This is a genomic window from Streptomyces camponoticapitis (assembly GCF_014646115.1).
Lineage (GTDB): Bacteria > Actinomycetota > Actinomycetes > Streptomycetales > Streptomycetaceae > Streptomyces > Streptomyces camponoticapitis.
On sequence record NZ_BMMV01000006.1, the window covers coordinates 245,695 to 270,399 of the forward strand.

At 70.6% G+C, this 24,705-nt stretch carries 30 protein-coding genes and 1 pseudogene; 18 read left to right on the forward strand and 13 right to left on the reverse strand.

Annotation, left to right across the window (positions count from 1 at the left end; genetic code table 11):
* The first annotated feature begins 100 nt into the window (after positions 1-100).
* From IEY79_RS11810 to IEY79_RS11820, 3 genes are all read left to right on the forward strand, one after another.
* A complete protein-coding gene (locus tag IEY79_RS11810) occupies positions 101-910 on the forward strand; it encodes a PrsW family intramembrane metalloprotease (RefSeq protein ID WP_189107358.1) in 810 nt (269 codons plus the stop codon).
* Between the two features lie 20 nt (positions 911-930).
* Positions 931-1,407, forward strand: a complete 477-nt coding sequence (locus IEY79_RS11815; RefSeq protein ID WP_189107359.1) for an SRPBCC family protein — start codon at positions 931-933, stop codon at positions 1,405-1,407.
* Positions 1,408-1,481: 74 nt separating this feature from the next.
* Positions 1,482-2,129 carry a dihydrofolate reductase family protein gene (locus IEY79_RS11820; protein WP_189107360.1) on the forward strand — a complete coding sequence of 216 codons (648 nt, stop codon included), beginning with the start codon at positions 1,482-1,484 and terminating at the stop codon, positions 2,127-2,129.
* 74 nt (positions 2,130-2,203) lie between these two features.
* On the opposite strand, the gene IEY79_RS11825 is transcribed toward IEY79_RS11820, so the two are convergent.
* Positions 2,204-3,022: a LysR family substrate-binding domain-containing protein gene (locus IEY79_RS11825; RefSeq protein ID WP_189107361.1), complete on the reverse strand. Its 819-nt coding sequence runs from the start codon at positions 3,020-3,022 to the stop codon at positions 2,204-2,206.
* Positions 3,023-3,080: 58 nt separating this feature from the next.
* Here IEY79_RS11825 and IEY79_RS11830 point away from each other — a divergent pair, with 58 nt between their 5' ends.
* Positions 3,081-3,485, forward strand: coding sequence for a DUF5997 family protein (locus IEY79_RS11830; protein ID WP_189107362.1), 405 nt, complete (start codon positions 3,081-3,083; stop codon positions 3,483-3,485).
* A 94-nt stretch (positions 3,486-3,579) separates the two neighbouring features.
* Here IEY79_RS11830 and IEY79_RS11835 read toward each other — a convergent pair whose 3' ends face one another.
* Positions 3,580-4,023: a DUF7144 family membrane protein gene (locus tag IEY79_RS11835; RefSeq protein WP_189107363.1), complete on the reverse strand. Its 444-nt coding sequence runs from the start codon at positions 4,021-4,023 to the stop codon at positions 3,580-3,582.
* Positions 4,024-4,333: 310 nt separating this feature from the next.
* Between IEY79_RS11835 and IEY79_RS11840 the strand changes: the two genes are divergently transcribed.
* The gene (locus tag IEY79_RS11840) at positions 4,334-4,525 is read left to right on the forward strand and encodes a hypothetical protein (protein ID WP_189107364.1); all 192 of its coding nucleotides are present in this window, start codon (positions 4,334-4,336) and stop codon (positions 4,523-4,525) included.
* 116 nt (positions 4,526-4,641) lie between these two features.
* On the opposite strand, the gene IEY79_RS11845 is transcribed toward IEY79_RS11840, so the two are convergent.
* Positions 4,642-5,715 (reverse strand): alkene reductase, encoded by a 1,074-nt coding sequence (locus IEY79_RS11845; RefSeq protein ID WP_189107365.1) that lies wholly within the window; start codon positions 5,713-5,715, stop codon positions 4,642-4,644.
* A 130-nt stretch (positions 5,716-5,845) separates the two neighbouring features.
* Here IEY79_RS11845 and IEY79_RS11850 point away from each other — a divergent pair, with 130 nt between their 5' ends.
* The gene (locus IEY79_RS11850) at positions 5,846-6,271 is read left to right on the forward strand and encodes a MerR family transcriptional regulator (protein ID WP_189107366.1); all 426 of its coding nucleotides are present in this window, start codon (positions 5,846-5,848) and stop codon (positions 6,269-6,271) included.
* A 23-nt stretch (positions 6,272-6,294) separates the two neighbouring features.
* Here IEY79_RS11850 and pspAB read toward each other — a convergent pair whose 3' ends face one another.
* On the reverse strand, positions 6,295-6,879 hold the full coding sequence (gene pspAB / locus IEY79_RS11855) for a PspA-associated protein PspAB (RefSeq protein ID WP_189107367.1): 585 nt from the start codon (positions 6,877-6,879) through the stop codon (positions 6,295-6,297).
* 36 nt (positions 6,880-6,915) lie between these two features.
* On the reverse strand, positions 6,916-7,821 hold the full coding sequence (gene htpX / locus IEY79_RS11860) for a zinc metalloprotease HtpX (RefSeq protein ID WP_189107368.1): 906 nt from the start codon (positions 7,819-7,821) through the stop codon (positions 6,916-6,918).
* A gap of 175 nt (positions 7,822-7,996) precedes the next feature.
* Here htpX and IEY79_RS11865 point away from each other — a divergent pair.
* The 3 genes and pseudogenes from IEY79_RS11865 (at position 7,997) to IEY79_RS11875 (ending at position 10,430) form a co-directional block, all read left to right on the forward strand.
* Positions 7,997-8,572, forward strand: a pseudogene (locus IEY79_RS11865) (nitrobindin family protein).
* Between the two features lie 111 nt (positions 8,573-8,683).
* The gene (locus tag IEY79_RS11870; RefSeq protein ID WP_189107369.1) at positions 8,684-9,787 is read left to right on the forward strand and encodes an LLM class flavin-dependent oxidoreductase; all 1,104 of its coding nucleotides are present in this window, start codon (positions 8,684-8,686) and stop codon (positions 9,785-9,787) included.
* A gap of 22 nt (positions 9,788-9,809) precedes the next feature.
* Entirely contained in the window at positions 9,810-10,430 is a 621-nt protein-coding gene (locus IEY79_RS11875; RefSeq protein WP_229700813.1) for a CE1759 family FMN reductase, read from the forward strand.
* Positions 10,431-10,435: 5 nt separating this feature from the next.
* Here IEY79_RS11875 and IEY79_RS11880 read toward each other — a convergent pair whose 3' ends face one another.
* Positions 10,436-11,050, reverse strand: a complete 615-nt coding sequence (locus IEY79_RS11880; protein ID WP_189107371.1) for a TetR/AcrR family transcriptional regulator — start codon at positions 11,048-11,050, stop codon at positions 10,436-10,438.
* A 92-nt stretch (positions 11,051-11,142) separates the two neighbouring features.
* Here IEY79_RS11880 and IEY79_RS11885 point away from each other — a divergent pair, with 92 nt between their 5' ends.
* The gene (locus IEY79_RS11885) at positions 11,143-11,286 is read left to right on the forward strand and encodes a hypothetical protein (RefSeq protein WP_189107372.1); all 144 of its coding nucleotides are present in this window, start codon (positions 11,143-11,145) and stop codon (positions 11,284-11,286) included.
* Positions 11,286-12,140 carry an NAD(P)H-binding protein gene (locus IEY79_RS11890; protein WP_189107373.1) on the forward strand — a complete coding sequence of 285 codons (855 nt, stop codon included), beginning with the start codon at positions 11,286-11,288 and terminating at the stop codon, positions 12,138-12,140. Before IEY79_RS11885 ends, IEY79_RS11890 begins: the two co-directional genes overlap by 1 nt.
* Before the next feature lie 56 nt (positions 12,141-12,196).
* On the opposite strand, the gene IEY79_RS11895 is transcribed toward IEY79_RS11890, so the two are convergent.
* Complete coding sequence (locus IEY79_RS11895) at positions 12,197-12,865, reverse strand: maleylpyruvate isomerase family mycothiol-dependent enzyme (RefSeq protein WP_189107374.1); 669 nt, start codon at positions 12,863-12,865, stop codon at positions 12,197-12,199.
* A 214-nt stretch (positions 12,866-13,079) separates the two neighbouring features.
* On the opposite strand from IEY79_RS11895, the gene IEY79_RS11900 reads away from it, so the two are divergent.
* Positions 13,080-13,517, forward strand: a complete 438-nt coding sequence (locus tag IEY79_RS11900) for a glutaredoxin domain-containing protein (RefSeq protein ID WP_189107375.1) — start codon at positions 13,080-13,082, stop codon at positions 13,515-13,517.
* A 35-nt stretch (positions 13,518-13,552) separates the two neighbouring features.
* Here IEY79_RS11900 and IEY79_RS11905 read toward each other — a convergent pair whose 3' ends face one another.
* Positions 13,553-14,386: a helix-turn-helix transcriptional regulator gene (locus IEY79_RS11905; RefSeq protein WP_189107376.1), complete on the reverse strand. Its 834-nt coding sequence runs from the start codon at positions 14,384-14,386 to the stop codon at positions 13,553-13,555.
* A 217-nt stretch (positions 14,387-14,603) separates the two neighbouring features.
* Between IEY79_RS11905 and IEY79_RS11910 the strand changes: the two genes are divergently transcribed.
* Positions 14,604-16,037: an aldehyde dehydrogenase family protein gene (locus tag IEY79_RS11910; protein WP_189107377.1), complete on the forward strand. Its 1,434-nt coding sequence runs from the start codon at positions 14,604-14,606 to the stop codon at positions 16,035-16,037.
* Positions 16,038-16,261: 224 nt separating this feature from the next.
* The gene (locus IEY79_RS11915; RefSeq protein ID WP_189107378.1) at positions 16,262-17,401 is read left to right on the forward strand and encodes a PQQ-dependent sugar dehydrogenase; all 1,140 of its coding nucleotides are present in this window, start codon (positions 16,262-16,264) and stop codon (positions 17,399-17,401) included.
* A 194-nt stretch (positions 17,402-17,595) separates the two neighbouring features.
* Here IEY79_RS11915 and IEY79_RS11920 read toward each other — a convergent pair whose 3' ends face one another.
* Positions 17,596-18,678, reverse strand: a complete 1,083-nt coding sequence (locus IEY79_RS11920) for an aldo/keto reductase (RefSeq protein WP_189107379.1) — start codon at positions 18,676-18,678, stop codon at positions 17,596-17,598.
* A 162-nt stretch (positions 18,679-18,840) separates the two neighbouring features.
* Here IEY79_RS11920 and IEY79_RS11925 point away from each other — a divergent pair, with 162 nt between their 5' ends.
* From IEY79_RS11925 to IEY79_RS11935, 3 genes are all read left to right on the forward strand, one after another.
* On the forward strand, positions 18,841-19,758 hold the full coding sequence (locus IEY79_RS11925; RefSeq protein ID WP_189107380.1) for an AraC family transcriptional regulator: 918 nt from the start codon (positions 18,841-18,843) through the stop codon (positions 19,756-19,758).
* Positions 19,759-19,805: 47 nt separating this feature from the next.
* The gene (locus tag IEY79_RS11930; RefSeq protein WP_189107381.1) at positions 19,806-21,032 is read left to right on the forward strand and encodes an MFS transporter; all 1,227 of its coding nucleotides are present in this window, start codon (positions 19,806-19,808) and stop codon (positions 21,030-21,032) included.
* Between the two features lie 134 nt (positions 21,033-21,166).
* A complete protein-coding gene (locus IEY79_RS11935; protein WP_189107382.1) occupies positions 21,167-21,709 on the forward strand; it encodes a TetR/AcrR family transcriptional regulator in 543 nt (180 codons plus the stop codon).
* A gap of 25 nt (positions 21,710-21,734) precedes the next feature.
* Here the strand turns inward: IEY79_RS11935 and IEY79_RS11940 are convergent, their stop codons facing one another.
* Both IEY79_RS11940 and IEY79_RS11945 read right to left on the reverse strand, forming a co-directional pair.
* Positions 21,735-21,875, reverse strand: a complete 141-nt coding sequence (locus IEY79_RS11940) for a hypothetical protein (RefSeq protein WP_189107511.1) — start codon at positions 21,873-21,875, stop codon at positions 21,735-21,737.
* Between the two features lie 135 nt (positions 21,876-22,010).
* Positions 22,011-22,484, reverse strand: coding sequence for a CAP domain-containing protein (locus IEY79_RS11945; RefSeq protein WP_189107383.1), 474 nt, complete (start codon positions 22,482-22,484; stop codon positions 22,011-22,013).
* 487 nt (positions 22,485-22,971) lie between these two features.
* Here IEY79_RS11945 and IEY79_RS11950 point away from each other — a divergent pair, with 487 nt between their 5' ends.
* The gene (locus tag IEY79_RS11950; RefSeq protein WP_189107384.1) at positions 22,972-23,496 is read left to right on the forward strand and encodes an NUDIX domain-containing protein; all 525 of its coding nucleotides are present in this window, start codon (positions 22,972-22,974) and stop codon (positions 23,494-23,496) included.
* A gap of 82 nt (positions 23,497-23,578) precedes the next feature.
* Here the strand turns inward: IEY79_RS11950 and IEY79_RS11955 are convergent, their stop codons facing one another.
* Positions 23,579-24,307, reverse strand: a complete 729-nt coding sequence (locus IEY79_RS11955) for a GntR family transcriptional regulator (RefSeq protein WP_189107385.1) — start codon at positions 24,305-24,307, stop codon at positions 23,579-23,581.
* Entirely contained in the window at positions 24,291-24,698 is a 408-nt protein-coding gene (locus IEY79_RS11960) for a muconolactone Delta-isomerase (RefSeq protein WP_189107386.1), read from the reverse strand. Before IEY79_RS11960 ends, IEY79_RS11955 begins: the two co-directional genes overlap by 17 nt.
* Between the last annotated feature and the right edge of the window lie 7 nt (positions 24,699-24,705).

Below are 24,705 nucleotides of genomic sequence, written 5' to 3' on the forward strand. Positions count from 1 at the left end.
GCGTATCGACGCGGCCGGGTCGTTGCCTCGCGCACGGCCCGGCCCGGCTTACGCTGCGGTGGCCCGACCCGCCGCCGACGTGAGAACGAGGTGCTGTGCGATGCCCACGACCATGCGCAAGTGGGCATGGCTGCCAGTTCTGGCCGTCGGTCTGGGGCTGTACTTCCTGGTGCAGAGCACACTGGTCGACACCGGCAACGTCAACTACGTACCGTCCCTGATCCTGTTGGGCGCTCTCGTCGTCCCTCTCTCCTTCCTCACGTACGTCGCGGGGCGTACGGGCGAGTGGCAGGTCGGGCCGTTCGTGCTCGGGACCGCGGCGCTGTTCGGCGGCGTCGTGGGGATCGTGACCGCCGGGCGGCTGGAGTTCGAGACTCTGCGCGGCCTCGGCACGTCGTCCCTGATCGGCATCGGCCTGATCGAGGAGTCGTGCAAGCTGATCGTCCCGGTGCTGATCCTGCTGTGGCAGTGGCGGCAGGGCACCGTGCACGTCTCGGACGGACTGCTGATCGGGGTCGCGTCGGGCATGGGGTTCGCCACGCTGGAGACCATGGGGTACGCCTTCACCGCGCTGCTGGAGTCCCAGGGGAACATCGGGGACGTCGAGGAGACCCTGCTGCTGCGCGGACTGACCTCCCCCGCCGCGCACATGGCGTGGACGGGGCTGATCTGCGGGGCGCTGTGGGGGGCGGTGGGGGCGCGCTGGTCCCTCGCCGCGACCGCGCAACTCGTGGTCACCTTCGTGCTCGCGGTCGCCCTGCACGCGCTCTGGGACGGTGTCACCAGCCGGTTCACCTACTTTCTGCTGGCCGCGGTCTCGCTGGGCTGGCTCTTCTACGAACTCCACCGGAGCAACACGCTGACCTGGCACAACGCACCCCCGAACGCGAGGCGGGCGCCGCGGCCGTGACGGAACGCTAGGTTGAGTTCATGTACTCGATCGAGATGTCCCGGCGTGTACGGGCACCGCGTACCGCCGTCTACCGCGCCCTGCTGGACGCCGACGCCGTCGCGAAATGGCGGGCGCCGGACGGGATGAGCACCCAGGTGCACGAGTTCGACGACCGCGAGGGCGGGAGGTTCCGTGTCTCGCTCGTCTACGACGAGCCGACGGACACCGGGAAGTCGGCCGCGCGGACCGACACGTACCACGGGCACTTCGAACGGCTGGTGCCGGACGAGCGGGTGGTGGAGGTCATCGAGTTCGAGAGCGCCGACCCCGCGCTCCTCGGCAGCATGACCATGACGACCACACTCAGGGACGTCGAGGGCGGTACGGAGGTCGTCATGGTGCACGAGGGGATCCCGGACGCGGTGTCGGTGGCCGACAGCGAGACGGGCACGCGGATGTCGTTGGACAATCTCGCGAAGCTCGTCGAAGGGAACGCGGGCGCCGGGTCCAGCTGAGCGGCGACCGCGTCGTCTCACCGCGAACCGATCCGGCGACGCCCGGTCAACCGAGGGAAAGGCACGCACCAGCCATGTCACTTGCCCGCGTCCAGCACATCTCCGTCTCGCTCGACGGTTTCGCCACCGGCGAAGGTCAGAGCCTCGACGCACCGTTCGGCCACGCCGGCGAACGGCTGCACGAGTGGATGTTCGACACCCGGTGGGGGCGGGGGATGCTTCGCCAGGACGGCGGCTCGGAAGGTGTCGACGACGCCTTCCTGCGGCTGTTCACTCCCGGAGTCGGCGCCGAGATCATGGGGGCCGGGAAGTTCGGCCACCCCGGATGGCACGAGGACCCGGACTGGAAGGGCGCGTGGGGGCCCAACCCGCCTTTCCGCACACCGGTCTTCGTCCTCACCCACCACCCGCGCCCGTCGATCGAGATGGAGGGCGGCACGACGTTCCACTTCATCGACGCTTCGCCCGCCGACGCGCTCGCGAGGGCCCGCGAGGCCGCGGGCGGCCTGGACGTCCGTATCGGCGGCGGTCCCAGCATGATCCGCGACTTCCTCACCGCCGGGCTGATCGACCACATGCACATCGTGGTGGTCCCGATCCTGCTCGGCCGGGGCGTACGCCTCTGGGACGGACTGGAGGGCCTTGAGAAGGACTACGTGATCGAGGCCGTCTCCACGCCCAGCGGGGTCACACATCTGACGTTCAGCCGTACGGGTCGGTGAACCAGCCCCTGGGGCGCGTTTCAGAAAGTCCCGTCCGGCCCGGCGGGCGGACGACGCCACTTCTCGAACACGCCCTAGGAGCGGCGGCCCGGTTTGCCGCGTCTGCCGGTCTTCGCGCCGCCCGAGCCGCCCGCGCCGCCGCTCCGGGGATTCCTGCCCGCCGACTTCCCGGTGGCGGGCTTCCGGCGGGCGGTGCCGGCGGCGTCCGCGCGCTTGGGCTTCGGTTTCGGCTTGGCCTTCGACGAGCCCTGCTCCTGGGCCGGGGTGGCGCGGCGGCCCCGTGAGCTGTTGACGGTGCGCCCCCGGACGATCCCGATGAACTCCTCGACCAGATCGGTGGTCCGCTCCTCCGGCCACGACAGCGCGACGCGCGACTCGGGGACGTCGGAGACCGGCCGGTAGGTGAGGTCCTTGCGATGGTGCAGGCGCGCGACTGACTGCGGCAGGACGAGGAGTCCCACACCCGCCGCGACCAGTTCCACGGCGTCCGCCGTCGTGGCGGGGCGTTCCTTCGCGGGCTGTCCGGGCAGGGGTCCGTCCCAGTCGAGGGTGTCGTCGAGGGGGTGCAGCACGATGTCGTCGGCCAGATCAGCGGCCGACACCTCGTCCACCGCGGCCACGAGGTGGTCCTTCGGTACGAGGACGACCGTCGTCTCGGTGTAGAGCGGGATCGCGCTGAGGTCGGTCCGGTCGACCGGCAGCCGTACGAATCCCGCGTCCGCCTCCCCGGCGCGCAGCGTGTCCGCCGCGTCGGCGGCGGGGATCACGGTCAGGGTCAGCGGTACGTCGGGGAGCCGCTCGTTCCAGATCCGCACCCACTTGCCCGGGTTCACCCCCGGTACGTAACCGAGCCGGAACGTGGGGGACGCGAGGGGTACCTCCGAGCCTGTCACTCAGCCAGGCTACCGGTCGTGGTCGGACGGCCCTTACCCGCTCGATAGTCTGGACACCATGAAGTCGCACCAGACCACCCAGACGATGAAGCCCGCCACGGCGGCGAAGAAACTGGGTGTGTACCTCGAGGCCACCCCAGCCGATTTCCAGGAGGGCGTCGTCTCGCGCGGCGAGCTGAACGCGCTCCAGTCGGATCCGCCCGAGTGGCTGCTGGAACTGCGGCGCGACGGTCCGCATCCCCGGCCGGTGGTCGCCGCCAAGCTGGGCGTCTCCATCGCGGGTCTCGCCCGTGGCGGGGTCACCGACGCGCTGACGACGGAGCAGATCGAGGCGCTCAAGGAGGAGCATCCCTCCTGGCTGCGGCGGGAACGCGCCACGCAGGCCGAGGTCCGGAAGGAAGCGGCGCGTATCAAGGAGAAGAACGCCGAGCGGGAGGACCAGGCCCGCCGCCCGCGTTCCTGACCGGGGCCGGGGCGGGCCGACGGCGGGGCGCGTAACAACCCATCGTGACGACGGGGGCGGCCGGGAAGAACCCGGCCGCTCCGTCGTACGTCGGCTACCGCGGCGCCGCCCTGGGGCGGTCGGTCAGCAGCGACCAGATGACGAAGACGCCGATCGCGATGGTGACCACAGCCCAGACGGGCTGGTAGGGCAGCCACATGAAGTTCGCCACCACACTGATCGCGGCCATGCCCACCCCGATCACCCGCGCCCAGGGCGCGCGGCGGACGATGCCCAGCCCGGTGAGGATCAGCAGCACACCCACCACCAGATGGATCCAGCCCCACGAGGTCAGGGTGAACTGGTAGGTGTAGCTGCCGCTGAGCGTGAACACGTTGTCCCGCGCGATGGCGACGACACCGTTCAGGACGGCCAGCACGCCGTCCACGAAGAGCAGGACCCCGGCGAACATCGCTCCGCCCGTCGCCCACACGGGGCCTCCGTGCCCCTTGCGGGACGGCGTGTGTCGAGCCCCGGAAGGGGACGCGGTCTGTGCCATGAGAGCCTCCTCGGCCGAGTAGGTGGCCCGCTCTCCGGACCACTCCGGCATGGGGCCGACAATCCGCCGCTCCCGCTGCCACGACCAGCCGGACTACGCCGTTCGAGTGAACGCCCGAATGGGCCCCGCCGTCTCCCGACACCCCCGGCGATCCCGCCGGCGCCGCGGCGAGAACGGCTGTCCGTCCGACGAGCGAGGCCCTGCCCGGCATCGGAGTGGTCTCCTCCACCGCTCGGTTATCAAGGGGCGCCGGGCGTCTATGGGTGCAGAGTCCGACTGTCCCCGTACAACCCGTAGAAAGAGAACACCCATGCGTATCCGTACAGCAGTCGCCGCCTCCGCTCTCGCCGCTCTCGCCGTCCTCGGCAGCGCCGGCGCCGCCGCCGCCGGCGAGCGGGGCGAGGGCCACGACCGTGGCAACTCCATCGTGAACAGCGAGTTCGTCGCCACGTGGATCAACGACAGCTTCAACACCGCCATCATCTTCGGCGACAACCTGTAAAGCGCTCGTACGCGGTCGTCGGCCTCCCGTGCTGATCCGCGGGAGGCCGGCGGCCGTTTCGGCGCACGCTCCGGAACGACCCTCACCCGGCCGTCGACCGGGGGGCTCCGCCGCCGTCAGGCCGCGTAGTCGTGGGCCGCGTAGGTGAGATAGCCCGCGTCCCCGCCCTGGTAGTACGTGGCCTCGTCGACAGGCGCGATCGGCAGTCCGGCGCGCAGCCGCTCGACGAGGTCGGGGTTGGCGATGAAGGCGCGGCCGAAGCTGACGAGGTCGGCGCCCAGCCCGAGCCAGCGGTCGGCGTCCTCCCTGCCGGTCTGCTTCGGTCCCATCGGGAGGGTCGGGTTCATGATGAGCGTGCCCGGCCAGGCCCGGCGCAGGGCGACCAGTACCTCGTCGTCGGTGGTGGCCTCGATGTGCACGTACGCCAGGTCGAGTCGGGCCAGCTCGGTCAGCAGCGCGGCGTACAGCTCGCCGACCTCCGTCTCCTCGACTCCCCAGAAGGTCCCGCCCGGGGAGAGCCGGATGCCGGTCCGGTGCCCGCCGACGGCGTCGGCGGTGGCGGCCGCGGCCTCGACGGCGAACCTGATCCGGTGGGCGACCGGGCCGCCGTACCCGTCCGTGCGCAGGTTGGCGTTGGAGGAGAGGAACTGCGAGATCAAGTAGCCGTTGGCGCCGTGCAGTTCGACACCGTCGAAGCCGGCGTCGGTGGCGCGGCGGGCGGCCCTGGCGTACGACTCCACCTGCTCGGGCACCTCGGCGGTGTCCAGCGCGCGGGGCACCGGGGCGGGCTGGGGCCCGGTCGGGGTGAATACGTCGCCGACGGCGGGGACGGCGGAGGGGCCGACCGGCCGTGTGCCGATGGTGTCGGTGTGCGAGACCCGTCCGCCGTGCATGAGCTGGGCGAAGATGCGCCCGCCGTTGGCGTGGACGGCGGCGGTCACGGGGCGCCACGCGGCGACCTGCTCGTCGGTGTGGAGTCCGGGGGTCCCGGGGTTGGACTGGCCGATCGTGCTCGGCTGCACCCCTTCGCTCACGATCAGCCCGGCGGTGGCCCGCTGGGCGTAGTAGGCGGCCATCGACGGCGTCGCCAGACCCTCGGCAGCCGCGCGGACCCGGGTCATCGGGGCCATGACCACCCTGTTGGGCAGCGTGAGGCCGCCGAGCTGGTAACGGGTGAAGAGGGTCGTCACGTCAGGACTCCTTCGCGATGCGAGGTGCGCGTTGCCCGGGTTTCGAGCACTGCGGTTACGCTAAAACCTCACATCGACGTCAGAGGCAAGCCTTGTGACGCATGACACAGGACACCATCGGGAGGGCCTTGTGCGGATCGGTGAACTCGCCTCACGCGCCGGAGTCAGCGTCAGGTCGGTGCGCTACTACGAGGAGCAGGGGCTGCTCGCCAGTACCCGCAGCCCCAGCGGGCAGCGGCATTACACGGACCAAGAGGTCGAGCGGGTCGCGTTCATCCAGCGGCTGTACGCGGCGGGGCTCTCCAGCCGGACGATCCACGAACTGCTGCCCTGCGTCGACGCACCCAGCGAGGTGAACTCAGACTCGGCGCTGGAGCGGATGGCGCAGGAACGCGAACGGCTCTCCGAGCACATCGACGACCTCGTGCGTACGCGGGAGGCCCTCGACGGGCTGATGGCGGCGGCCCGGGAGTACCGCGAGCGGATGGCAACGCCCGCGCCCACGTCCACGCCCTCGCACTCGGCCACGGCTGTCCTCGACCGCTGTACGGCCTGAACCGGCGGAGGGGACGGGGCGGGTCAGAGCCCCGGCGCGCCCCAGACGGGGAACCAGCGGGCGAGGTCGGGCTCGATCCGCAGGTCGTCCCCGAGGATCCCGCTGACCTGGAGCTCTCGCGGGTTGTCCCGTTTCTCGGCGGCGCCGGGCAGCGGCGCGAAGGGGTAGAAGCTGCCGCGCTTGTAGAGGTAGACGAGGGCGAGCGGCCGCTGTTCCGCGTCGCGGAAACTGATCAGCGAGCAGAGGAGCTGCGGGCCGAACCCGCCGTCCTGGAGCAGTGTGTTGACCGCGTGCAGATCGTTGACCAGACCGGCGGCGTCGTCGGGCGCCTGCCGGGAGAGCAGCCAGGTGTATCCGTACGAGTCCTGGCTGAACTCCACCGGGTGGCCGCCCTCACCGGTGTCCGCGTCGAGCAGTTCCCGCACGTCCTGGCGGATCCGGGCGAAGCCCCCGCCCTCGACGCCGACGAAACAGACCGAGCCCAGGCCGGTGGGCGTGTAGCCGGCTCCGGCCTGGAGGGTCAGCGCGGCGGACGGGAGCGCGAAGAGCTGGTCGAGATCGGGCCGGACGGGTTTGCTCCGGCCCAGAATGGTGTCGAGAAGACCCAAGGGGACCAGCTCCTCACGGTGACGACGGGGTCGGGGTTACGGGCGGGCGAGCTCGGCGGACATCCGGGCGAGCTGGTCCAGCCGCTGCTGGAGGGTCGGGTGCGAAGAGAGCAGCCGCCCGAGGCTCTCGCGGGACGAGAAGGCCGGCACGAAGAAGAAGGCGTTGTACGGCTCCGCCTTCCGCAGGTCCCTCGTCGGGATGCGTGCCATCTGGCTGTCCACCTTGGTCAGCGCCGACGCGAGCGCCGACGGACGGCCGGTGAGCAGTGCGGCGGTGCGGTCGGCCGAGAGCTCCCGGTAGCGGGAGAGCAGCCGCGTGAGCAGGAAGCCGATGGCGTACACCATCGCGCTGACCAGCGGGATCACCAGGATGGCGATACCGGCGGGCCCGGCGTTGCTGGCGCTCCTCGACAGTCCGCTGTAGAGCGCGATCCGGGTCATCAGACCCGCGAGCACGCCCAGGAACGACGCGATGGTCATGACGGCGACGTCGCGGTGCGCGACGTGCGACATCTCGTGGGCGAGGACGCCCTCCAGTTCCTCCGGTTCCAGTCTGCGGAGCAGGCCGGTGGTGGCGCAGACGAGGGCGCTGCGTTCGCTCCGGCCGGTCGCGAAGGCGTTCGGTATGTCACTGTCCGCTATCGCCACCTTGGGCTTCGGCATGTCGGCCAGCGCGCAGATTCGGTCCACGACGCCGTGCAGCTCGGGTGCCTGCTCCGGAGTGACCTCGCGCGCGCCCATGCCGAAGGCCGCGATCTTGTCACTGAACCAGAACTGCGCGATGAACAGGCCACCGGCCACGATAAGGATCACCGGCCAGAACTTTCCCAGCACGGCGAGCAGCACACCCACCAGGACCACGTACAGCAGACCGATCAGGAACATGGTGGTCACCATGCGTGTGGTCAGCCCGCGGTCCTTGGAGTAGCGGGTTCGGGTCATCTCTCGCCTCCATCACTTCTCTACATCTGCCATTTTCCTCCTCCTCGCGGCGAAACGTCGTAAATAGAACGTATGGACAGCGCGGCACCGGCCGCATCGGCTCGGGGGAAGGCGCGAGGGATCCGGCGGCCTAGGCTTCGACGCGGCACCGGCCCCGACTCCAGGAGCGTGAACCGTGTTCGACCTCGCACCAGAGCACCCGTACCCCGACAGCCACCGAGCGGACGAGGCACCCGCACCGCACCCACTGCTCGCGCCCGTGCTCGGCCTCCTGGGCACCTGGAGCGGCCGGGGGCGTGGCGAGTACCCCACGCTCAGTGAGGATTTCGACTACGCCCAGGAGATGACCTTCAGCCACGACGGCCGCCCCTTCCTCCGTTACGAGACCCGGGCCTGGCTGCTCGACGCCGACGGGGCGCCGCTGCGGCCGTCGGCCCGGGAGAGCGGCTGGTGACGGCTCCAGCCGGACGGCCGGGTGGAGGCGCTGATCACCCAGCCCACCGGTATCGCGGAGATCTCCGTGGGCCGGGCGGCCGGGAGCACGGTCGACCTGGCCACCCACGAGGTCGCCCGCACCCCCACGGCCAAGGAGGTCGACGCCACGCGCCGCCGCTACACCCTGACCGACGACGACACGCTCACGTTCGTCCACGATCTGGCGGCGGTGGGCCGGCCGCTGCAGCACCATCTCTCGGCCCAGCTGCGACGGACCTCCGGGCCCGCCGGATTCGGCGTCAGCCCCATTGGGTAGAAATCAGGTGGTTTGTGATGCTACGGGGGCGGATGTCGCGTGCCGCGACGGGCAAGAGGCGCCCGGGCGGCCCCGCGCGAGCTGAGAGGTGTCGGTGACATGGTGACCGGGATGCAGTTCGGAATCTTCACCGTGGGTGATGTGACCCCCGACCCGACCACCGGTGGTGCCCCTACCGAGGCGGAACGGATCCGGGCCACCGTGGCCATCGCGCGTAAGGCGGAGGAGGTCGGTCTCGACGTCTTCGCCACGGGTGAGCACCACAATCCGCCGTTCGTCCCGTCCTCACCCACCACCCTGCTCGGCTATATCGCCGGACAGACCGAGCGGATCATCCTGTCGACGTCGACCACGCTGATCACCACCAACGACCCCGTGAAGATCGCCGAGGACTTCAGCGTCCTGCAGCATCTGTCGGGCGGACGGACCGACCTGATGCTGGGGCGCGGCAACACCGGGCCGGTCTATCCGTGGTTCGGCCAGGACATCCGTAAGGCCATCCCGCTGACCGTCGAGCACTACGGCCTGCTGCGCCGTCTGTGGCGTGAGGAGGTCGTCGACTGGGAGGGAAAGCTCCGCTCGCCCCTCCAGGGCTTCACCCTCGCGCCGCGCCCGCTGGACGGCGTCCCGCCGTTCGTGTGGCACGGCTCCATCCGCACTCCCGAGGTCGCGGAGCTGGCCGCCTACTACGGCGACGGCTTCTTCGCCAACCACATCTTCTGGCCCTCGTCCCACACACGGACGATGGTGGACATGTACCGGCAGCGCTTCGCGCACTACGGCCACGGCGCGCCGGAGACGGCCATCGTCGGTCTGGGCGGGCAGGTGTTCATGCGCCGCAACAGCCAGGACGCCGTAAGGGAGTTCAGGCCCTACTTCGACAACGCGCCCGTGTACGGGCACGGCCCGTCCCTGGAGGAGTTCACCTCGCTCACGCCCCTGACGGTCGGTTCTCCGCAGCAGGTGATCGACAAGACGCTCGGCTTCCGGGAGTACGCGGGCGACTACCAGCGCCAGTTGTTCCTCCTCGACCACGCGGGACTGCCGCTCAAGACGGTGCTCGAACAGCTCGACCTCCTGGGGGAAGAGGTGGTGCCGGTGCTCCGCAAGGAGTTCGCCGTCGGCCGCTCCCCCCAGGCACCGGCCGCCCCCACCCACCAGTCGCTCCTGAGGGAACGCGACGCGGCGAGCACCGGGGAACCCACCGAATCGTGACGGGAGTTGGAGGATGGGTGGCGTGACGACCAGACTCACGATCATCACCGGCGGGCTGCGTGAGCCGTCGTCGACGCGGATGCTCGCCAACCGGCTGGAGGCGGCGGTACGCACGGAACTCGCCGGCGCCGGGGTCATGGTCGAGTCCTCGTTCGTCGAGCTGCGCCCCCTGGGGCACGCGATCATCGACGCGATGTTCAGCGGATTCCCGTCCGCCCCGCTGGAGAAGGCGTTCGCCACGGTCGCCGACGCCGACGGGGTCATCGCGGTCACCCCGGCGTTCAACGCTTCCTTCAGCGGTCTGTTCAAGTCCTTCTTCGACGTGCTCCCGGAGGAGACCCTGTCGGACATGCCCATCCTCATGGGCGCCACCGGCGGTACGGAACGGCACTCCCTCGTCCTCGAACACGCGCTGCGGCCGATGTTCTCCTATCTGCACGCCCTGGTGTCGTCGCGGGGCGTGTACGCCGCGACGGACGACTTCGGCGCCCAGGCGAACGGAGCGGTCCTGCGGGAACGAATCGCCGCCGCTGCGGCCGACTACGCCCGCCTGGTCCAGGGATGCGGCCCCCACCGCAAGCGCGACTCGTTCACCGAGGACGCCACCGCGATGGAACAGCTCCTGCGCGGCGACGGGACCTGAGACCGTCAGCCCGAGGAAGTACCGGAGGAGGTACGGGAGTCCAGGACCTTGGCGACGAAGGACGCCAGCTGCTCCCGCATCCGCTCACGAGGCACGCCCCCTTGACCGGCGAGGTGTTCGACCAGATCGGCGCGGACGGCGGCGAGCAGCGCGTGGGCGGTGAAGTCGCTGTCGGTCAGACCGGGGATCCGCTCCAGTATGGCCTGGAGCATGCCGTGCCAGCGCTGGTAGTGGTCCGCCTGGTAAGGGCTGTCGCCACCCGCGCCCTCCAGGGCCAGGGCGAGGTGGCGGTTGTCGAGCTTGAAGCGGAGGACCGCGTCGAGCAGGGCGGGTACGCGCTGGAGCGGCGGCGTGGCGGGTCCCAGCGGTGGCGGTCCCTCCTCGATGGCGGTGCCGACCGGTTCGAGGCGTGCCTTGTACAGCGCGTGGATCAGGCCGGTGCGATCGCCGAAGGCGCGGAAGAGGGTCGCCTTGCCGACGCCGGCCGCCGCCGCGATGTCGGCCATGGTGACCGACTCCGGGCTCTCGCAGCGGGCGAAGAGGTCGTCTGCCGCCGCGAGGGCGGCAGCCCGGTTACGGGCCGCGTCCTTGCGCGGCTTGCGCTCGGCCGGCTCGGCCATGAGATTCCTCCAGTTGCAAAGCGGACCCGGGGTCCGTATCGTTCGGCCAAGAAGCGGACCCTCGGTCCGCATCGTACTGGACGGAGTTGCTCATGCCCACGGACACGGCACCGGCGGACGTCTGCCGCCAACGCCCGCGACTGCTGCTGGACAAGGAGATCCCCGGCCGGGTCGACGTCCACGGCTTCCCCGACATGGAGATCCACCGGAGCACCGTCGCGGAGACCGTGAACTGATGGGCGCCTCGGGCACCACCCTGGTCATAGGCGCCACCGGAACCACCGGCAGCCGCCTCGTCTCCCGACTCGTCGCGGGCGGGCACCGCGTCACGGCCGCGAGCCGGCGCGCCACCGCCGTGGCCGGCGCTCAGGCGGTCCGCTTCGACTGGGACGACCCCGCGACCTTCGACGGGGCACTGGGCGGCGCGGACCGCGTCTATCTCATTCCGCCGCTCGGCTCCCTGGAGCCCGCCGGCGTCATGCTGCCCTTCCTGAAGCAGGCCCGTTCGGCGGGCGTGCGCCGCGCGGTGCTGCTGAGTTCGTCGGCCATCCCGGCCGGCGGGCCCTCCACGGGACAGATCCACCAGGCGCTGCCTGGCCTGTTCGGCAAATGGGCCGTGCTGCGGCCCTCGTGGTTCATGCAGAACTTCACCGGCGACAGCCCGCACGCGCAGAGCATCCGGGCGGACGGGACCGTCCTGACGGCCACCGGCGAAGGCCGGGTCGGGTTCGTCGACGCGGACGACATCGCGTCCGTCGCCGTGCACGCGCTGACCGACACCCGGGCGCCGAACAGCGACCTGATCATCACCGGGCCACAGGCGCTGAGTTACGGCGATGTCGCCGACATCCTCGGCCAGGTCCTGGGCCGGGCCGTGAGCCACCGCCCGCTGACTTACGAGCAGATGCGCGACCGCCTGGCCCCCTTCATGCCGGCCGAGTACGCCGCGCTGCTCGCGAGCATGGACCGCTCCATCGCGGTGGGGACGGAGGACCGCACCACGGACACGGTCCAGAGGCTCACCGGCCGCGCGCCGGGCAGCTTCCGCGCCTTCGCGGAGCGGGAGTTGCTCCGGGCTGAGGGCCGCTGAGGGTCCCGCGGAACGGGGCCAGGAGCTCTCGGCGGCCGGACGGGCGGGGCCCGCCGTCACGCCGCCTGCCGGCAGCGCTCGCGCAGGAGGTCGACACCGTCGCCCTCAAGGTCGTCGCAGTACGCCGCGCGCCCGGTCATGGCCATCACCAGGGCCACCGTCGAGCCGAACACGAGCGGCCCCGAACCCGTCGTGAAGGGGCCGTCATTCGCGACGAGTCTCAGGCCACCGATACGTCCCTTGGCAGGGACCACGAGGTCCGTCCCGTGGTAGTACTCGGCCACCCTCGTGACGACCTCGATCGGATGGTCGCGGCGGATCCCCAGCGGGCGCCGGATGTCCTGCGCGTGCACGACCGTCTCACCCAGCATGGCCAGGGCGGGGAGGGGAGGCTTGGTCGTGCTCGGGACGATCCGCCGGAACCGCTCAAGCGTCTCGGCCGGGGTCGCGCCCAGTTGCTCGGCGAGCCGCATGGCCACCTGTTTGTCGAAGTCGAACCGGCAGCGGATCACCCCAGCCAGCCACCGTACGGAGTTGAGGCTCGCCCCCGAGGTGAGATGGGCCAATACCTCGCGCACGGTCAGTTCGTCGCACAGCGACCGTATCGCCCACCGCTCGGCGGTCAGATCCGCGAGATCGGCCGCCAGCGCCGCTCGCTCGGCATGGATCAGGGGCCAGACCCCGGCCTTTCGGCCGCGTTCCGTTGTCACTTCCGAATCGGTCATCCGAGGAGTCTCCTGTTCGGGGTCGCGTTGTGCGTCGCGTCTGAAGCCGGACAGACGCGAGTCCGGCAGGCGCCGCCGAACAGGAGACTCCTCCCCCGAGGCAAAGTCATCGCCCGCCGAGTGAACTTCTCACACGTCCGGCGGACACGCGGGTGAGCGACCTTGTCGGAGCTCATTCGAGGTTCATTCCGACGCACCGATAGCCTGGGCCATCATGATGCGCTCCTGGATCCTCCCGACGGTGTTCGTGCTCGGCGGCTCAGTCGTCGCCACCGGGCAGATCCTCACGGGGAGCCCGGGAACAGCCGCGCTCTCCGTGCTGGTGTTCGTGCTGCTCGCGGCCGCGCACTCGCCTCTGGTGTTCCCGAGGTCGATCGGTGCGCTGGAGGCACAGCGCCGCGGCGCGGTCGACGGCCGGCCGGTCGTCTTCTGGCGGTCGGGCTGCACGTACTGCCTGCGGCTGCGCATCCGACTCGGCCGTGACGCGCGTCGGCTGCACTGGGTCGACATCTGGCGGGATCCGGCCGGAGCGGCAGCGGTGAGAGCCGCCAACGAGGGCAACGAGACCGTGCCGACCGTCGTCGTGGCGGGCCGGCCGCATGTCAACCCCGATCCCGCGTGGGTGCGCGCGCAGCTCCCCCAATCCCCCTGACCGGAAGGTCCGTGTGACCGGAAGCGTCGGGCGCCCTAGACGAGTTGGTCGTCGAGGACCGAGAGGAACTTCAGCTTCTCGTCGCTCTCCGTGCCGGGCGGTGCGGTGAAGACCGTGAGGATCTGGGACTCGTCGGGGTCCAGCAGGGTCTGGCCGTGCAGTTCCAGGGCGCCGATCCGTGGGTGGTCGATGTGTTTGGGGTCGCAGTACGGGCCGATGACCGGGTGCTCGCTCCAGATGGCGGCGAACTCCTGGCTGGTCCTGAGCAGTTCGCCCACGAGGGCGGCCGTGCGGGGGTCGGCCGGGTCGCGGGTGTGGGTGGCGAGCAGCTGGGCGGTGACGGTACGGCTGTGCCTGGCGTGGTCCTCGGGCGGGAGGAGACTCCGTTCCGCGGGGTCGGTGAACCAGCGGTAGGCCAGGGCGCGGTGCGGTCCCGTGTGCCGGGTCTGGTCGCCGAAGAGGAGCGTGGAGAGCCGGTTCTGGGCGAGGGTCTCGCCGAGGCGGCTGAAGATCTGCGCCGGGGTGTCCTCCATGCGACGGAAGACCGCGAGAATGCCGGGGTTGATGTGATCCGTGCGTGGGACGCGTCGCGGGACGGGGTATCCGGCCAGGCGGAACAGGTGGTCGCGTTCGTCCGGGGAGAGCCGCAGGGCTCGTGCCATGGCGGAGAGCAGTTGCTCGGAGGGGCGCGGCCCGCGCCGCTGCTCGATACGGGTGTAGTAGTCCGTCGACATGTTGCTGAGGTCGGCGACCTCCTCGCGGCGCAGACCGCCGGTTCGCCGACGGCGGGTACGGGGCAGGCCCACGTCCTCGGGCTGGAGCGCCTCGCGCCGGGTACGCAGGAAATCGGCCAGTTCGGCGCGGTCCATTCGCCCACACTCCTCCCGGTGACGGGCCATGCCGTCCCGGTGGCCCGAGCGGCATGATCACCTCTCCATGATCCCCTTCTCCTCAGCACGGCCCGGGCGAGGGGTATTCCCCCGGCGCCCTTGCTCCGCGACCGCCCCGCCGACAGCCGCATGTGACCGGGATCACGGGACACTCTGTCCCTGGTTGCGCCTCCCGGACCTTGTGACGCTCGCAGTCATGAACACCGACAAAGCACTCAGCTTCCCTTCCCCCGCCCACTGGATCGACGGCCGCGCCGTCCCGTTCGACGGCCCTCTGATCGAGGTCGTCAACCCCGCCACCGGCGACGTCGTCGCCGCCGTCCCCGACGGCACGGCGGCCGACGTCGACCGCGCCGTGGAGGCGGCGAGCGCCGCCTTCCCGGGGTGGGCCGCGACGGACCCGGCCGAACGCGCCGCGGTCGTCCGGCGCGTGGGCGCGGGTCTGAAGGAGCGCGGCGGCGAGATCGCCGCGGCCATGACCGCCGAGATGGGCGCCGCGCGGTCGTTGACGGACACGCTGGCCATCGCGCTGCCCCCGATGGCGGTCGACAGTCTCGCCGACGTCGCGGAGAGCTTCGCGTGGACCGAGGAGATCGCGAACTCGCTGATCGTGCGGGAGCCGGTCGGCGTGGTCGCCGCGATCGTGCCGTGGAACTTCCCCATCCAGCAGATCGTCACCAAGGTCGTCCCCGCCCTGCTCGCGGGGAACTCCGTGGTGCTCAAGCCCGCCGAGCTCGCCCCGCTGGCCGCGCGGATCTTCGCCGAGGTCACTTCCGACGCCGGTCTGCCGGCCGGGGTGTTCAACGTGGTGCACGGCACCGGCCAGGTGGTGGGCGAGGCGCTGGCCGCCCACCCGCGCGTCGACATGGTGTCCTTCACCGGCTCGACCCGGGCGGGGAGGCGCGTCTCCGCCGTCGCGTCCGAAACGGTCAAGCGGGTCGCCCTGGAGCTCGGCGGCAAGTCGGCCAACATCATCCTGCCGGACGCCGATCTGAAGGCCGCCGTGACCGGAGGGCTGGCCGTCGCCTGGGCCAACAACGGCCAGGTCTGCGGCGCGTACAGCCGGATGCTCGTCCCCGCCGCGCTGCACGACGAGGTCGTCGCTCTGCTGCGGGAGGCCGCCGCCGAGTACACGGTCGGCGACCCGGCCGACGAGAGCGTACGTCTGGGTCCGCTGGCCTCCGAGGCGCAGCGCCAACGCGTCACCGCCTACATCGAGCGGGGTATCGCCGACGGCGCCACCCTGGTCCTCGGCGGACCCGGCCGGCCCGAGGGACTGACCGGCGGCGCGTACGTCAGGCCCACGATCTTCGCCGATGTCGACCCACGGTCGGCGATCGCCCAGGAGGAGATCTTCGGCCCGGTCCTGGCGGTCATCCCGTACACGGACGACGACCACGCTGTGGAGATCGCCAACGGCACGATCTACGGCCTCACCGGAGCCGTGTTCGGCGAGGAGGAGCACGCCCTGGCCATCGCGCGGCGCATGCGCACCGGACAGGTCGACATCAACGGCGCGCGGTTCAACCCCTTCGCCCCGTTCGGCGGTTACAAGCAGTCCGGCAACGGCCGCGAGTACGGCCGCCAGGGCCTGGAGGAGTTCCTGGAGACCAAGGCCATCCAGCGCTGAACCGGCGGCGGGACGCGGCGCTGAACGCCGGACGACGGAAAGCGAACGGCTGTAAATGGGTGGGGCATTGGTCTAGGCCAACCGTCGCGGTCCCTGTAGATTCATCCGTGGCCAGTAGCCCATGACCTCCCCACCCAGGTTGCGTGCTGGCGCGCGGGCGATGCCCAAGAACTCTGCCCCGAGCAGCCGGGTCACCTCCCCATTCGCCGCCTCTAGGAGTCACGGTGAAAGTTCGCACCAGAAGCTCGGCGATCATCAGCGCCGTCTGTCTCGTTGCTTCCCTCGCCCTCACCACGGCGTCCGCCGACGAGCCCTCCGCCGCCTCGCACAAGGCGGCGGGAGTCGAGTTGACGCAAGTGGCCACAGCCCAGAATCCGATCGCCGGCACCGCTGGCCCGGGTGGCCAGGTCTGGATTGCCGAACGCGCGGGTACCGTACGGGTCTTGGGCGCACAGGGGCTCGGACGACCGGTCCTCGACATCTCCGCCGAGACCACCACCGACGGCGAACGCGGCCTGCTGGGCATCGCGTTCGACAAGGGCCAGAAGCACTTCTACATCTCGTACACGGACCTTGAAGGCACCAGCACCGTGGACGAGTTCACGATGCGGTACGGCAAGATCCAGCCGAACACCCGGCGCACCGTCATCACCCAGACGCAGCCGTACGAGAACCACAACGGCGGCGACATCAAGTTCGGCCCCGACGGCTACCTCTACATCGCGCTCGGCGACGGCGGCGCGGGCGGGGACCCGCACGGCAACGGGCAGAAGCTCGACACGCTGCTCGGCAAGATGCTGCGCATCGACCCGAACGGCGCCAAGCCTTACGCGATCCCGGCGGACAACCCCTTCGTGGGCGACCCGAACGCGAAGGACGAGATCTGGGCGTACGGGCTCCGCAACCCCTGGCGGTTCTCCTTCGACGCGGGCACCGGCGACATGTTCATCGGCGACGTCGGCCAGAGCGAGTGGGAGGAGATCGACTGGGCGTCGGCGAGGAGCGGCGGCGGCGAGAACTACGGCTGGGCGTCGATGGAGGGCAACCACCCCTTCCGCGGCGGCACGGAGCCCGCGAACCACGTCCCGCCGGTGTTCGAGTACGACCGTCTGGGGCTGGGCTGCTCGGTCACCGGTGGATTCGTCTACCGCGGATCCAAGATCCCGGAGCTCAGGGGGCAGTACCTGTACAGCGACTACTGCGACGGCACCGTCCGGTCGCTGAAGCTCAAGAACGGCAAGGTGACCGGTCACGGCGACCTCGGGGTCAGCGGCGGCGAGGTCATCTCCTTCGTACAGGGCGGCGACCGCGAGCTGTACGTGCTCGCCCTCGGCGGCACCATCTCCCGTATCGACCCCGCGTGAAGACCTGCTGAACAGCACTGAGTCACCACGACAGGCCCGGTGCCGGGAAACCGGCACCGGGCCTGATCCGCTCAGTCGCGCGGGGTGCCCCGGACCACCCGGAAGCCGAGGTTCCCGGCAGAGCTGTCAGGGGTGTTGGCGGTTCGTGCACGTCGCCGACCGTACGGCCGGCGGGCGCGGCCCGCACGGTGGTCTCAGTAGCGGACGTCGCTCTGCAGCAGCGGCGGATACACGGCGGATTCCTGGCCGTCCACCGTGGCCCCGGCGAACTGGAGCATCGCGCGCGGCTCGCCGTGCATGGGCGCCGGGTAGTCGAGCGTCGGGGCGGAGACCTCGTCGAGGGCCCGCAGGTGTTCCGGGCCGAGCGTGGTCTCAAGGGCGGCGAGGTTGTTCTCCAGGTGCTCCACGCGGCGGGCTCCCAGGATCGGTACGACGGTGCCCGGCCGGGCCCGCAGCCAGGCGAGGGAGACGGCGGCGGAGCTGGTGCCCAGTTCGTCGGCGACGGCGGCCACCGCGTCGATGACGGCGTACTCCTCCTCGCCGGGCCCGCCGACGAACGCGGTGCGCGCGGAGTCGACGACCTCGGAGCCGCGCCGGTACTTACCGGACAGGAAGCCGTTCTTCAGCGGGCTCCAGGGCACCAGGGCCATGCCCTGGTCCTGTGCGAGCGGGGCGATCTCGCCCTCCACGGTGCGGGCCAGCAGCGAGTACTCGACCTGGAGCGCGATCAGCGGGGTCCAGCTCCGGAGCTGGGCCATGGTCTGTGCCTGCGCGGTGACCCACGCCGGGGTGTTGGAGAACCCGATGTAGCGGATCTTGCCCGCCCGCACCAGATCGTCGAGGGTCCGCATGGTTTCCTCGATCGGCGTGCTGCGGTCCCAGTTGTGCAACCAGTACAGGTCCAGGTAGTCGGTGCCGAGCCGGCGCAGCGACTCGTCGAGCTGGGCGGTGATCGACCCGCGGCCCGCGCCGCCGCCGTTGGGGTCGCCGGGGAACATGTTGAAGAAGAACTTGGACGCCAGCACGGTGTGTGAGCGCAGCCCGGGGTGTGCGGCGAAGTAGTCGCCGAGGATCTTCTCGGAGTGGCCGTTGGTGTAGAAGTTCGCCGTGTCGATGAAGTTCCCGCCCCGGTCCAGGTAGGCGGCCAGGATCTTCTCCGACTCCTCCACGCTGCAGCCCGCGCCCCCGGGGTCCTGCCCGAAGGTCATGGCGCCCAGTGCGAGGGGGCTGACACGCAGTCCCGAGCGGCCGAGGGTGACGTAGTGGTCGAGTGACATGAGCTCCGCCTTTGCTGGATGGCGTACAGGAACGAACACCTCAAGCACACCTCGCACGGGGTCCCCGGGTGTAGACCGATCCGCTCGGGCTTTTGCACGATCCTGCCGAGTTCGCCCGGATCGGGCTTGCCCGGATCGGTCGGGAGTGCTTTCGTGGAGTGCATGTCCACCACGACCGAGTTGCTCGATGAACTCCGAACGCTGATCGCGTCCCACGCGCGTGCGGACGGCGGCTCCACGATCGACGGACTGTTCCTCTCCCGGGTGGAGACCGTCGAGCCGCATCATTCACTGACCGAGCCGCTCCTGGTGGTCATGGCCCAGGGCGGCAAGCGGCTCCTGCTCGGTGACGAGGTCCACGAGTACCGCGCGGGCCAGTATCTGATGGTCACCACGGATCTCCCCGTCAGCGGTCACTTCCTCGACGCCGGCCCCGGCCACCCCGCGCTCGGCCTGGGACTCGCGCTGCGGCCGGGCGCGATCGCCCCGCTGCTGCTGGAGGGAACGGCCCCACGGCGTACGCGCGGCGCCGCCGTACCGCCGGCGCTCGCCACCGGGGAGGCCGGCCACGAACTGCTCGACGCCGCGACCAGGCTGGTGCGGCTGCTCGACCACCCGGCGGACGCGCCGGTACTCGCTCCGCTGATCGAGCGGGAGATCCTGTGGCGGCTGCTCTCCGGACCGCACGGCGGCATGATCCGCCAGATCGGTCTGCCCGACAGCAATCTGACCCATATCAACCGGGCCGTCCAATGGATCCGCGACAACTACGCGGAGCCTCTGCGCATCGACGACCTCGCCCGGCTCGCCGGCATGAGCGCCTCGGCGTTCCACCGGCACTTCCGCACCATCACCGCCACCAGCCCGCTGCAGTTCCAGAAACGCATTCGCCTCCAGGAGGCCCGTTCCCTGCTGCTCGCCCAGCCGAACGACGTCGCGGGCGCCGGGCACCTGGTCGGTTACGACAGCCAGTCCCAGTTCACCCGTGAGTACCGCCGCCTCTTCGGCGCACCGCCCGGCCGTGACGCGGCGCGCCTGTACGCCGCCGCCGGTCCGGCCGAAGGCCGACGTCTGCCGTAGCCCATTCGGAGTGTACGTTCGTACGCTCTAGCTGTACGCTCGCGCTCATGACTGTTGACGTGATGCGCCCGCCTGCCCCGGCCGAGCGGCAGGCTCGCACGGCCGTAGCGGTGCTGTTCTTCACGAACGGGGCGCTGTTCGCCAACCTCCTGCCGCGGTTTCCGCAGATCAAGGCGGATCTCGGCATCGGTAACGCGGCCTACGGGCTGGCCGTCGCGGCCTTCCCGGCGGGAGCCATCGCGGCCGGTCTCGCGGCGGGGGTGCTGATCCGCCGGCTGGGGTCGGGGCGGGTGGCCGTGGCCGGCACACTGCTGACCGCCGTGGGGGTACTGGTCGCCGGTACGGCCGGCTCCGTGGTGCTCTTCGCGACGGCGCTGTTCCTGGCCGGGGCGATGGACGCGATCACCGATGTGGCGCAGAACGCCCACGGTCTGCGGGTGCAGCGCCGTTACGGCCGGTCGATCATCAACTCCTTCCACGCCATCTGGTCCATCGGCGCGGTCGTCGGAGGCTCGATGGCCGCGGGTGCGATCGCGCTCGGCCTGTCGCGGGGCCAGCATCTGCTGATCTCGGGAGTGCTGTTCGGGATCGCGGCCTGTGTCGCCCTGCGGTTCTGTCTGACCGGACCCGACACCGAGCCGGCCGCGGAGGGGACGGACTCCGAGGACCGGGAGTCGGAGCCTCGGCGGCAGGAGCGTATGACAGCGCGTCCGCGCACCCCGTACGTGCTGGCGGCGCTGGTACTCATCGCCGCGGCCGGCGCGCTCGTCGAGGACGCGGGCAACTCCTGGGCCGCCCTCTATCTCTCCGAGTCGCTGCGTGCCCCGGGGGCGCTGGCGGCATCGGGCTATATCGCCCTGGTCGGAGCACAGTTCGTGGGCCGCATGATCGGCGACAGGCTCGTGGACCGGTTCGGTCAGCGTACGGTCGCACGCTCCGGCGGGCTGATCGCCGCGGTCGGCATGGGCCTGGCGCTGGCCGTGCCCACGGCGAGCGGGACGATCCTCGGTTTCGCGGCGGCCGGGTTCGGGGTGGCGACGCTGGTACCGGCGGCGATGCACGAGGCCGATGAACTGCCCGGTCTCAAACCCGGGTCGGGGCTCACGATCGTCTCCTGGCTGATGCGACTGGGCTTCCTGCTCTCGCCACCGGTCGTCGGGCTGGTGGCCGACGCGACGAGTCTTCGGGTGGGCCTGCTGGTGGTGCCCGCGGCCGGGCTGCTGGTGATCCTGCTCAGCGGTGTGCTCCAGCCCCGGCGCCGCGGACCGGCCTGATCCGAGGACAGCCCCGATCCCTCGGTGTACGTTCACACCTATGCCGATGGATCACTTCGAGCGAGACCGGCGCGCGGACCTGGGGCGGGCCCGGACTCCCGCCCGCCCTGTCCGTGCCCTCCGCACGCGCTGACATGGCGACCGGACACACCGATCCGCGGCGCCGTGAACGCATCATCGCCGCGACCCTCGACCTCATCGCCGAGGAGGGCCTCGCCCGCGTCTCCCACCGCAGGATCGCCGCGCGGGCCGGGGTGCCCCTGGGTTCGATGACGTACCACTTCAGTGGCATGGACGAGTTGCTGCGCGAAGCCTTCGGGCAGTTCACCGATCACATCGTCGCGGTCTTCGACACCCATCTGTCCGCCCCGGCCGACCGCGATCAGGCCAGGGCGGCTGTGGCCGACCTCGTACACATCTTGTCCGAGGGGCCCCAGCGCGACCTTGTCCTCACCCAGGAGCTCTACACCCTCGCCGCTCGGCAACCGGAGTACCGGGAACTCACCCATGAGTGGATGCGTCGCAGTCGCATCCATCTGGAACGGCACTTCGACCCGGACACCGCCCGCCAACTCGACGCCCTCATCAAGGGTTTGGCGCTCCACCGCGCCCTGGCCCGGGAACCGCACGACCGCGACCTGACGCTTGAGGCCATCACGCGCATCACGCGCGTGTAAGTGGGACCTCCACCGCCCGGGAGCCTCAGAAGTAATGCTTACGGCCACCGACGGCGCGACCGGTGGCGCCGAGGATCCACAGGATCGCGCCGATCAGTACGAGCACGCCGCCGATGGTCGTGAGGAGGGACACTCCGACCAATACGCCGATGACAAGCAGAATCACACCAAGGAGAATCATGATGCTTCCAATCTTGAGGTTCAGGCAGTCCGTTTCGTTCAGTACGCACTCCGTGTAACCCCGCGTTCTCCCACCAAACCTGCTTGGCCCGTCGGCTTCAGGAACCGCCCGCCGGAGGTGTCAGGACTTCTTGCCGAAGTCCTGCGTCCAGTACTTTCCATGGGCGGTGCCGCGCTTCATCACGTAGCCGACGCCCATGTGCGTGAGTGAGCAGTTGAGGATGTTCGCCCGGTGGTCCGGCGAGCGCATCCAGCTCCTGACGACCGCCGCGGGGCTCCACTGGCCTGCGGCGACGTTCTCCGCGAGCGACCTCCATCCGGAGTAGCCGGCGGCCTGCGCCCTGGTCTCCAGGGTGCTGCCGCGCGAACCGGTATGGCCGACGAAGTCGTTCTTGGCCATGTCCGTGGAGTGCCGCTGGGCGGCCCTGCCGAGGGCGAGGTTGCCGCGCAGTTCCGGACAGCCGGCCCTGGCACGTTCCTCATTGGTCAGCTTGATCACCCAGGTCCGGGGCGAGGCTCCGGACACGGCGGGTGTGGTCGACAGCGCGGTGGCCGCGGTGGCGGCCGTCAGAACCGCGGCGAGACAACGGAACATTGAAATGGCTCTCCAATCGATTCGGATTTCGCGAGGGCCGCCGTACCCCTTGAGACCACCGTCCGGCCCTCCCCGAACACAACGACTCCGAGCCCCCGGCGATGCGGACGGTTCCGCCGGGTGACCTGCGCCGGACAGGGGGCTAGGCCACCCGTGCGGCGCGGGGAAGCGTCGCGGTGAGCGCGTTGAGCCGGCCTGACGCCGCGCCGAGGAGTCGGCCTGGTCGGCGATCCGGGCGGCGTTCCTCGCCCTCCAGTCGGTCAAGGGCCTGGATGCGGAGCAGCTCGCGGTCGCCCGGATGTACCACGAAGCGCCTTCGTTGCGGGCCAGGCATCTGGAGAAGCAGCTGCGCCGGCAGGTGCTTCTCGCCCCCGACGTACAGCGCCGCCTCGGCCTGCCCGAATCGGCGACGCGGTCGCGGCGCTTCGCGCCTGAGCCCGGACCCCGACTCCGTCTCCCGTCCCCCGCCGATGACAGAATCCCCGCTATGGGGTGGAAGCGGCTGGGAACAGAGATCGTGCACCAGGGACCGGTCCTGACGGTGCGTCGGGACGCCGTGCGTATGCCGGACGGCACAGCGGGCGTCTACGAGCACGTCGCGGTCGACGACACCGTACGCGTGGTCGCACTCGACACCGACGGCCAAGTCCTCCTGGTCGAGGACGACTTCTACCTCCAGCAGCGCCGGATGCTGCATCTGCCCGGCGGGGGGACGGACGGGCAGAACCGCTACCGGGCCGCCCTGCGCGAGCTGGAGGAGGAGACGGGCCTGACGGCCGCGCACGTGGACACACTTGGTGTGATCGACCCCTTGCCCGGCGTCACCACCGCCCGCACCCACCTCATGCTCGCCACCGACCTGAGGCCGGGCACGATGCGCAGGGACGGCGCGGAGGTCGGCATGACGGTCCACCGGCGCCCGCTGCCCGACGCCGTCGCGGCGGTGCGTACGGGAGAGATCACGGACGCCGGAAGTGTGACGGCCCTGCTCCTCGCCTCCCACGGCCACTAGACCCCGCGACGCCGGCCACGGCTTCGGCCCGAGCCGGCTGTCGCGGCTCGGGCCGAAGTCGTTCGGGTCAACTCCGCGCTCTTCAGGAGAAGTTGAGCGGCGCAGCCCGCTCCGGTGATCCCGGGACGCCGTACAGACCGCCGTGGGCCTGAAGGTCGTAGAGCGCGCCGATCACGCTTTCGAGGTGCGAGCGCATCTCGTACTCCGCCTTGTCCGCCTTGCCGGCGACGACCGCGTTCACGATGGCGCTGTGCTCATCGGCGCCCTGCCGGGGGCGGCCCGGCAGCCGTGCCACGCTGAACTGGTAGCGGACACTGCGGTAGCGGAGCCGGTCCAGCACGTCGACGGCCGTCGCCTGGGCCGCGATCTCCCGGATCGCCTGGTGCACCGTCTCGCTCAGACTGCTGTACGCCGTGGTGTCCCCGGCCTCGACGGCCGCACGCATCCGGGCGTCGAGCCCGCGCAGTTCGGCGCGTTCACCGGCGGTGGCGCGCTGGGCCGCCTTCGCCGCGCACAACCCCTCGATGACCGCGCGGAGTTCGGTGATCTCCACCGCCTCGGAGATGGAGATGGGACGCACCCGCGCGCCCCGGTTGGGTGAGCGCGTGATGAGGCCGTCCGAGTCGAGGACCATCAGGGCCGAGCGTACGGCGCCGCGTGAGACGTCGAACATGGTGGCGAGGTCGTTCTCCACCAGGTGCTGGCCCGGCAGTAGTTCGCCGTGCGCGATGGCCAGACGTACACGGTCGACGAGGTCGACCGGGGTCTGGGACCGGGACTCGGACTGGGCCTGTTCAAACCGGCTGCTCATCGTGCCCTTCGCTTCTTCCGCCGTATCTGCCCGGCGAGGGGACGCCCGTCACGTGACCGTGCGGAACGCCGTCGGTGCCACGAGCCTTCCCCGCGGCGGTACGACCGTCACCGGCGACTCTCTCCTGGGGATGGGTGGCGAGTGGCTCCACCGTCACCTCCAGCCAGGGGAACATCGGCAACGAGGACAGCGTGTCATGCAGATGCGTCGCGTCACGGCATTCGTACAGGCCCACGGTGCCGGGCCGGCCCGGGGTCCGCCAGAGCTTTTTGAGCACACCCTCGGCCCGGAGCTCCATGGCTCTGGCGCGTTCCGCCTCTCGCAGCCGCTCTCGTTCGGCGGTGGTCATCTCCGCCGGGACCCGGTTCTCGGTGTGTACAAGCCATTCCATGTCGGTT

Coding starts and splice junctions, on each gene's coding strand:
- IEY79_RS11835 (WP_189107363.1), bottom strand. CDS start 4,023: ATGGCACAGACCGCGTCCCCTTCCGGGGCTCGACACACGCCGTCCCGC.
- IEY79_RS11900 (WP_189107375.1), top strand. CDS start 13,080: ATGATGCGCTCCTGGATCCTCCCGACGGTGTTCGTGCTCGGCGGCTCA.
- IEY79_RS11960 (WP_189107386.1), bottom strand. CDS start 24,698: ATGGAATGGCTTGTACACACCGAGAACCGGGTCCCGGCGGAGATGACC.
- IEY79_RS11820 (WP_189107360.1), top strand. CDS start 1,482: ATGTCACTTGCCCGCGTCCAGCACATCTCCGTCTCGCTCGACGGTTTC.
- IEY79_RS11895 (WP_189107374.1), bottom strand. CDS start 12,865: ATGACCGATTCGGAAGTGACAACGGAACGCGGCCGAAAGGCCGGGGTC.
- IEY79_RS11830 (WP_189107362.1), top strand. CDS start 3,081: ATGAAGTCGCACCAGACCACCCAGACGATGAAGCCCGCCACGGCGGCG.
- IEY79_RS11955 (WP_189107385.1), bottom strand. CDS start 24,307: ATGAGCAGCCGGTTTGAACAGGCCCAGTCCGAGTCCCGGTCCCAGACC.
- IEY79_RS11950 (WP_189107384.1), top strand. CDS start 22,972: ATGGGGTGGAAGCGGCTGGGAACAGAGATCGTGCACCAGGGACCGGTC.
- IEY79_RS11930 (WP_189107381.1), top strand. CDS start 19,806: ATGACTGTTGACGTGATGCGCCCGCCTGCCCCGGCCGAGCGGCAGGCT.
- IEY79_RS11810 (WP_189107358.1), top strand. CDS start 101: ATGCCCACGACCATGCGCAAGTGGGCATGGCTGCCAGTTCTGGCCGTC.
- IEY79_RS11885 (WP_189107372.1), top strand. CDS start 11,143: ATGCCCACGGACACGGCACCGGCGGACGTCTGCCGCCAACGCCCGCGA.
- IEY79_RS11935 (WP_189107382.1), top strand. CDS start 21,167: ATGGCGACCGGACACACCGATCCGCGGCGCCGTGAACGCATCATCGCC.
- IEY79_RS11945 (WP_189107383.1), bottom strand. CDS start 22,484: ATGTTCCGTTGTCTCGCCGCGGTTCTGACGGCCGCCACCGCGGCCACC.
- IEY79_RS11890 (WP_189107373.1), top strand. CDS start 11,286: ATGGGCGCCTCGGGCACCACCCTGGTCATAGGCGCCACCGGAACCACC.
- IEY79_RS11880 (WP_189107371.1), bottom strand. CDS start 11,050: ATGGCCGAGCCGGCCGAGCGCAAGCCGCGCAAGGACGCGGCCCGTAAC.
- IEY79_RS11815 (WP_189107359.1), top strand. CDS start 931: ATGTACTCGATCGAGATGTCCCGGCGTGTACGGGCACCGCGTACCGCC.
- IEY79_RS11910 (WP_189107377.1), top strand. CDS start 14,604: ATGAACACCGACAAAGCACTCAGCTTCCCTTCCCCCGCCCACTGGATC.
- IEY79_RS11925 (WP_189107380.1), top strand. CDS start 18,841: ATGTCCACCACGACCGAGTTGCTCGATGAACTCCGAACGCTGATCGCG.
- IEY79_RS11840 (WP_189107364.1), top strand. CDS start 4,334: ATGCGTATCCGTACAGCAGTCGCCGCCTCCGCTCTCGCCGCTCTCGCC.
- IEY79_RS11905 (WP_189107376.1), bottom strand. CDS start 14,386: ATGGACCGCGCCGAACTGGCCGATTTCCTGCGTACCCGGCGCGAGGCG.
- htpX (WP_189107368.1), bottom strand. CDS start 7,821: ATGACCCGAACCCGCTACTCCAAGGACCGCGGGCTGACCACACGCATG.
- IEY79_RS11920 (WP_189107379.1), bottom strand. CDS start 18,678: ATGTCACTCGACCACTACGTCACCCTCGGCCGCTCGGGACTGCGTGTC.
- IEY79_RS11870 (WP_189107369.1), top strand. CDS start 8,684: ATGCAGTTCGGAATCTTCACCGTGGGTGATGTGACCCCCGACCCGACC.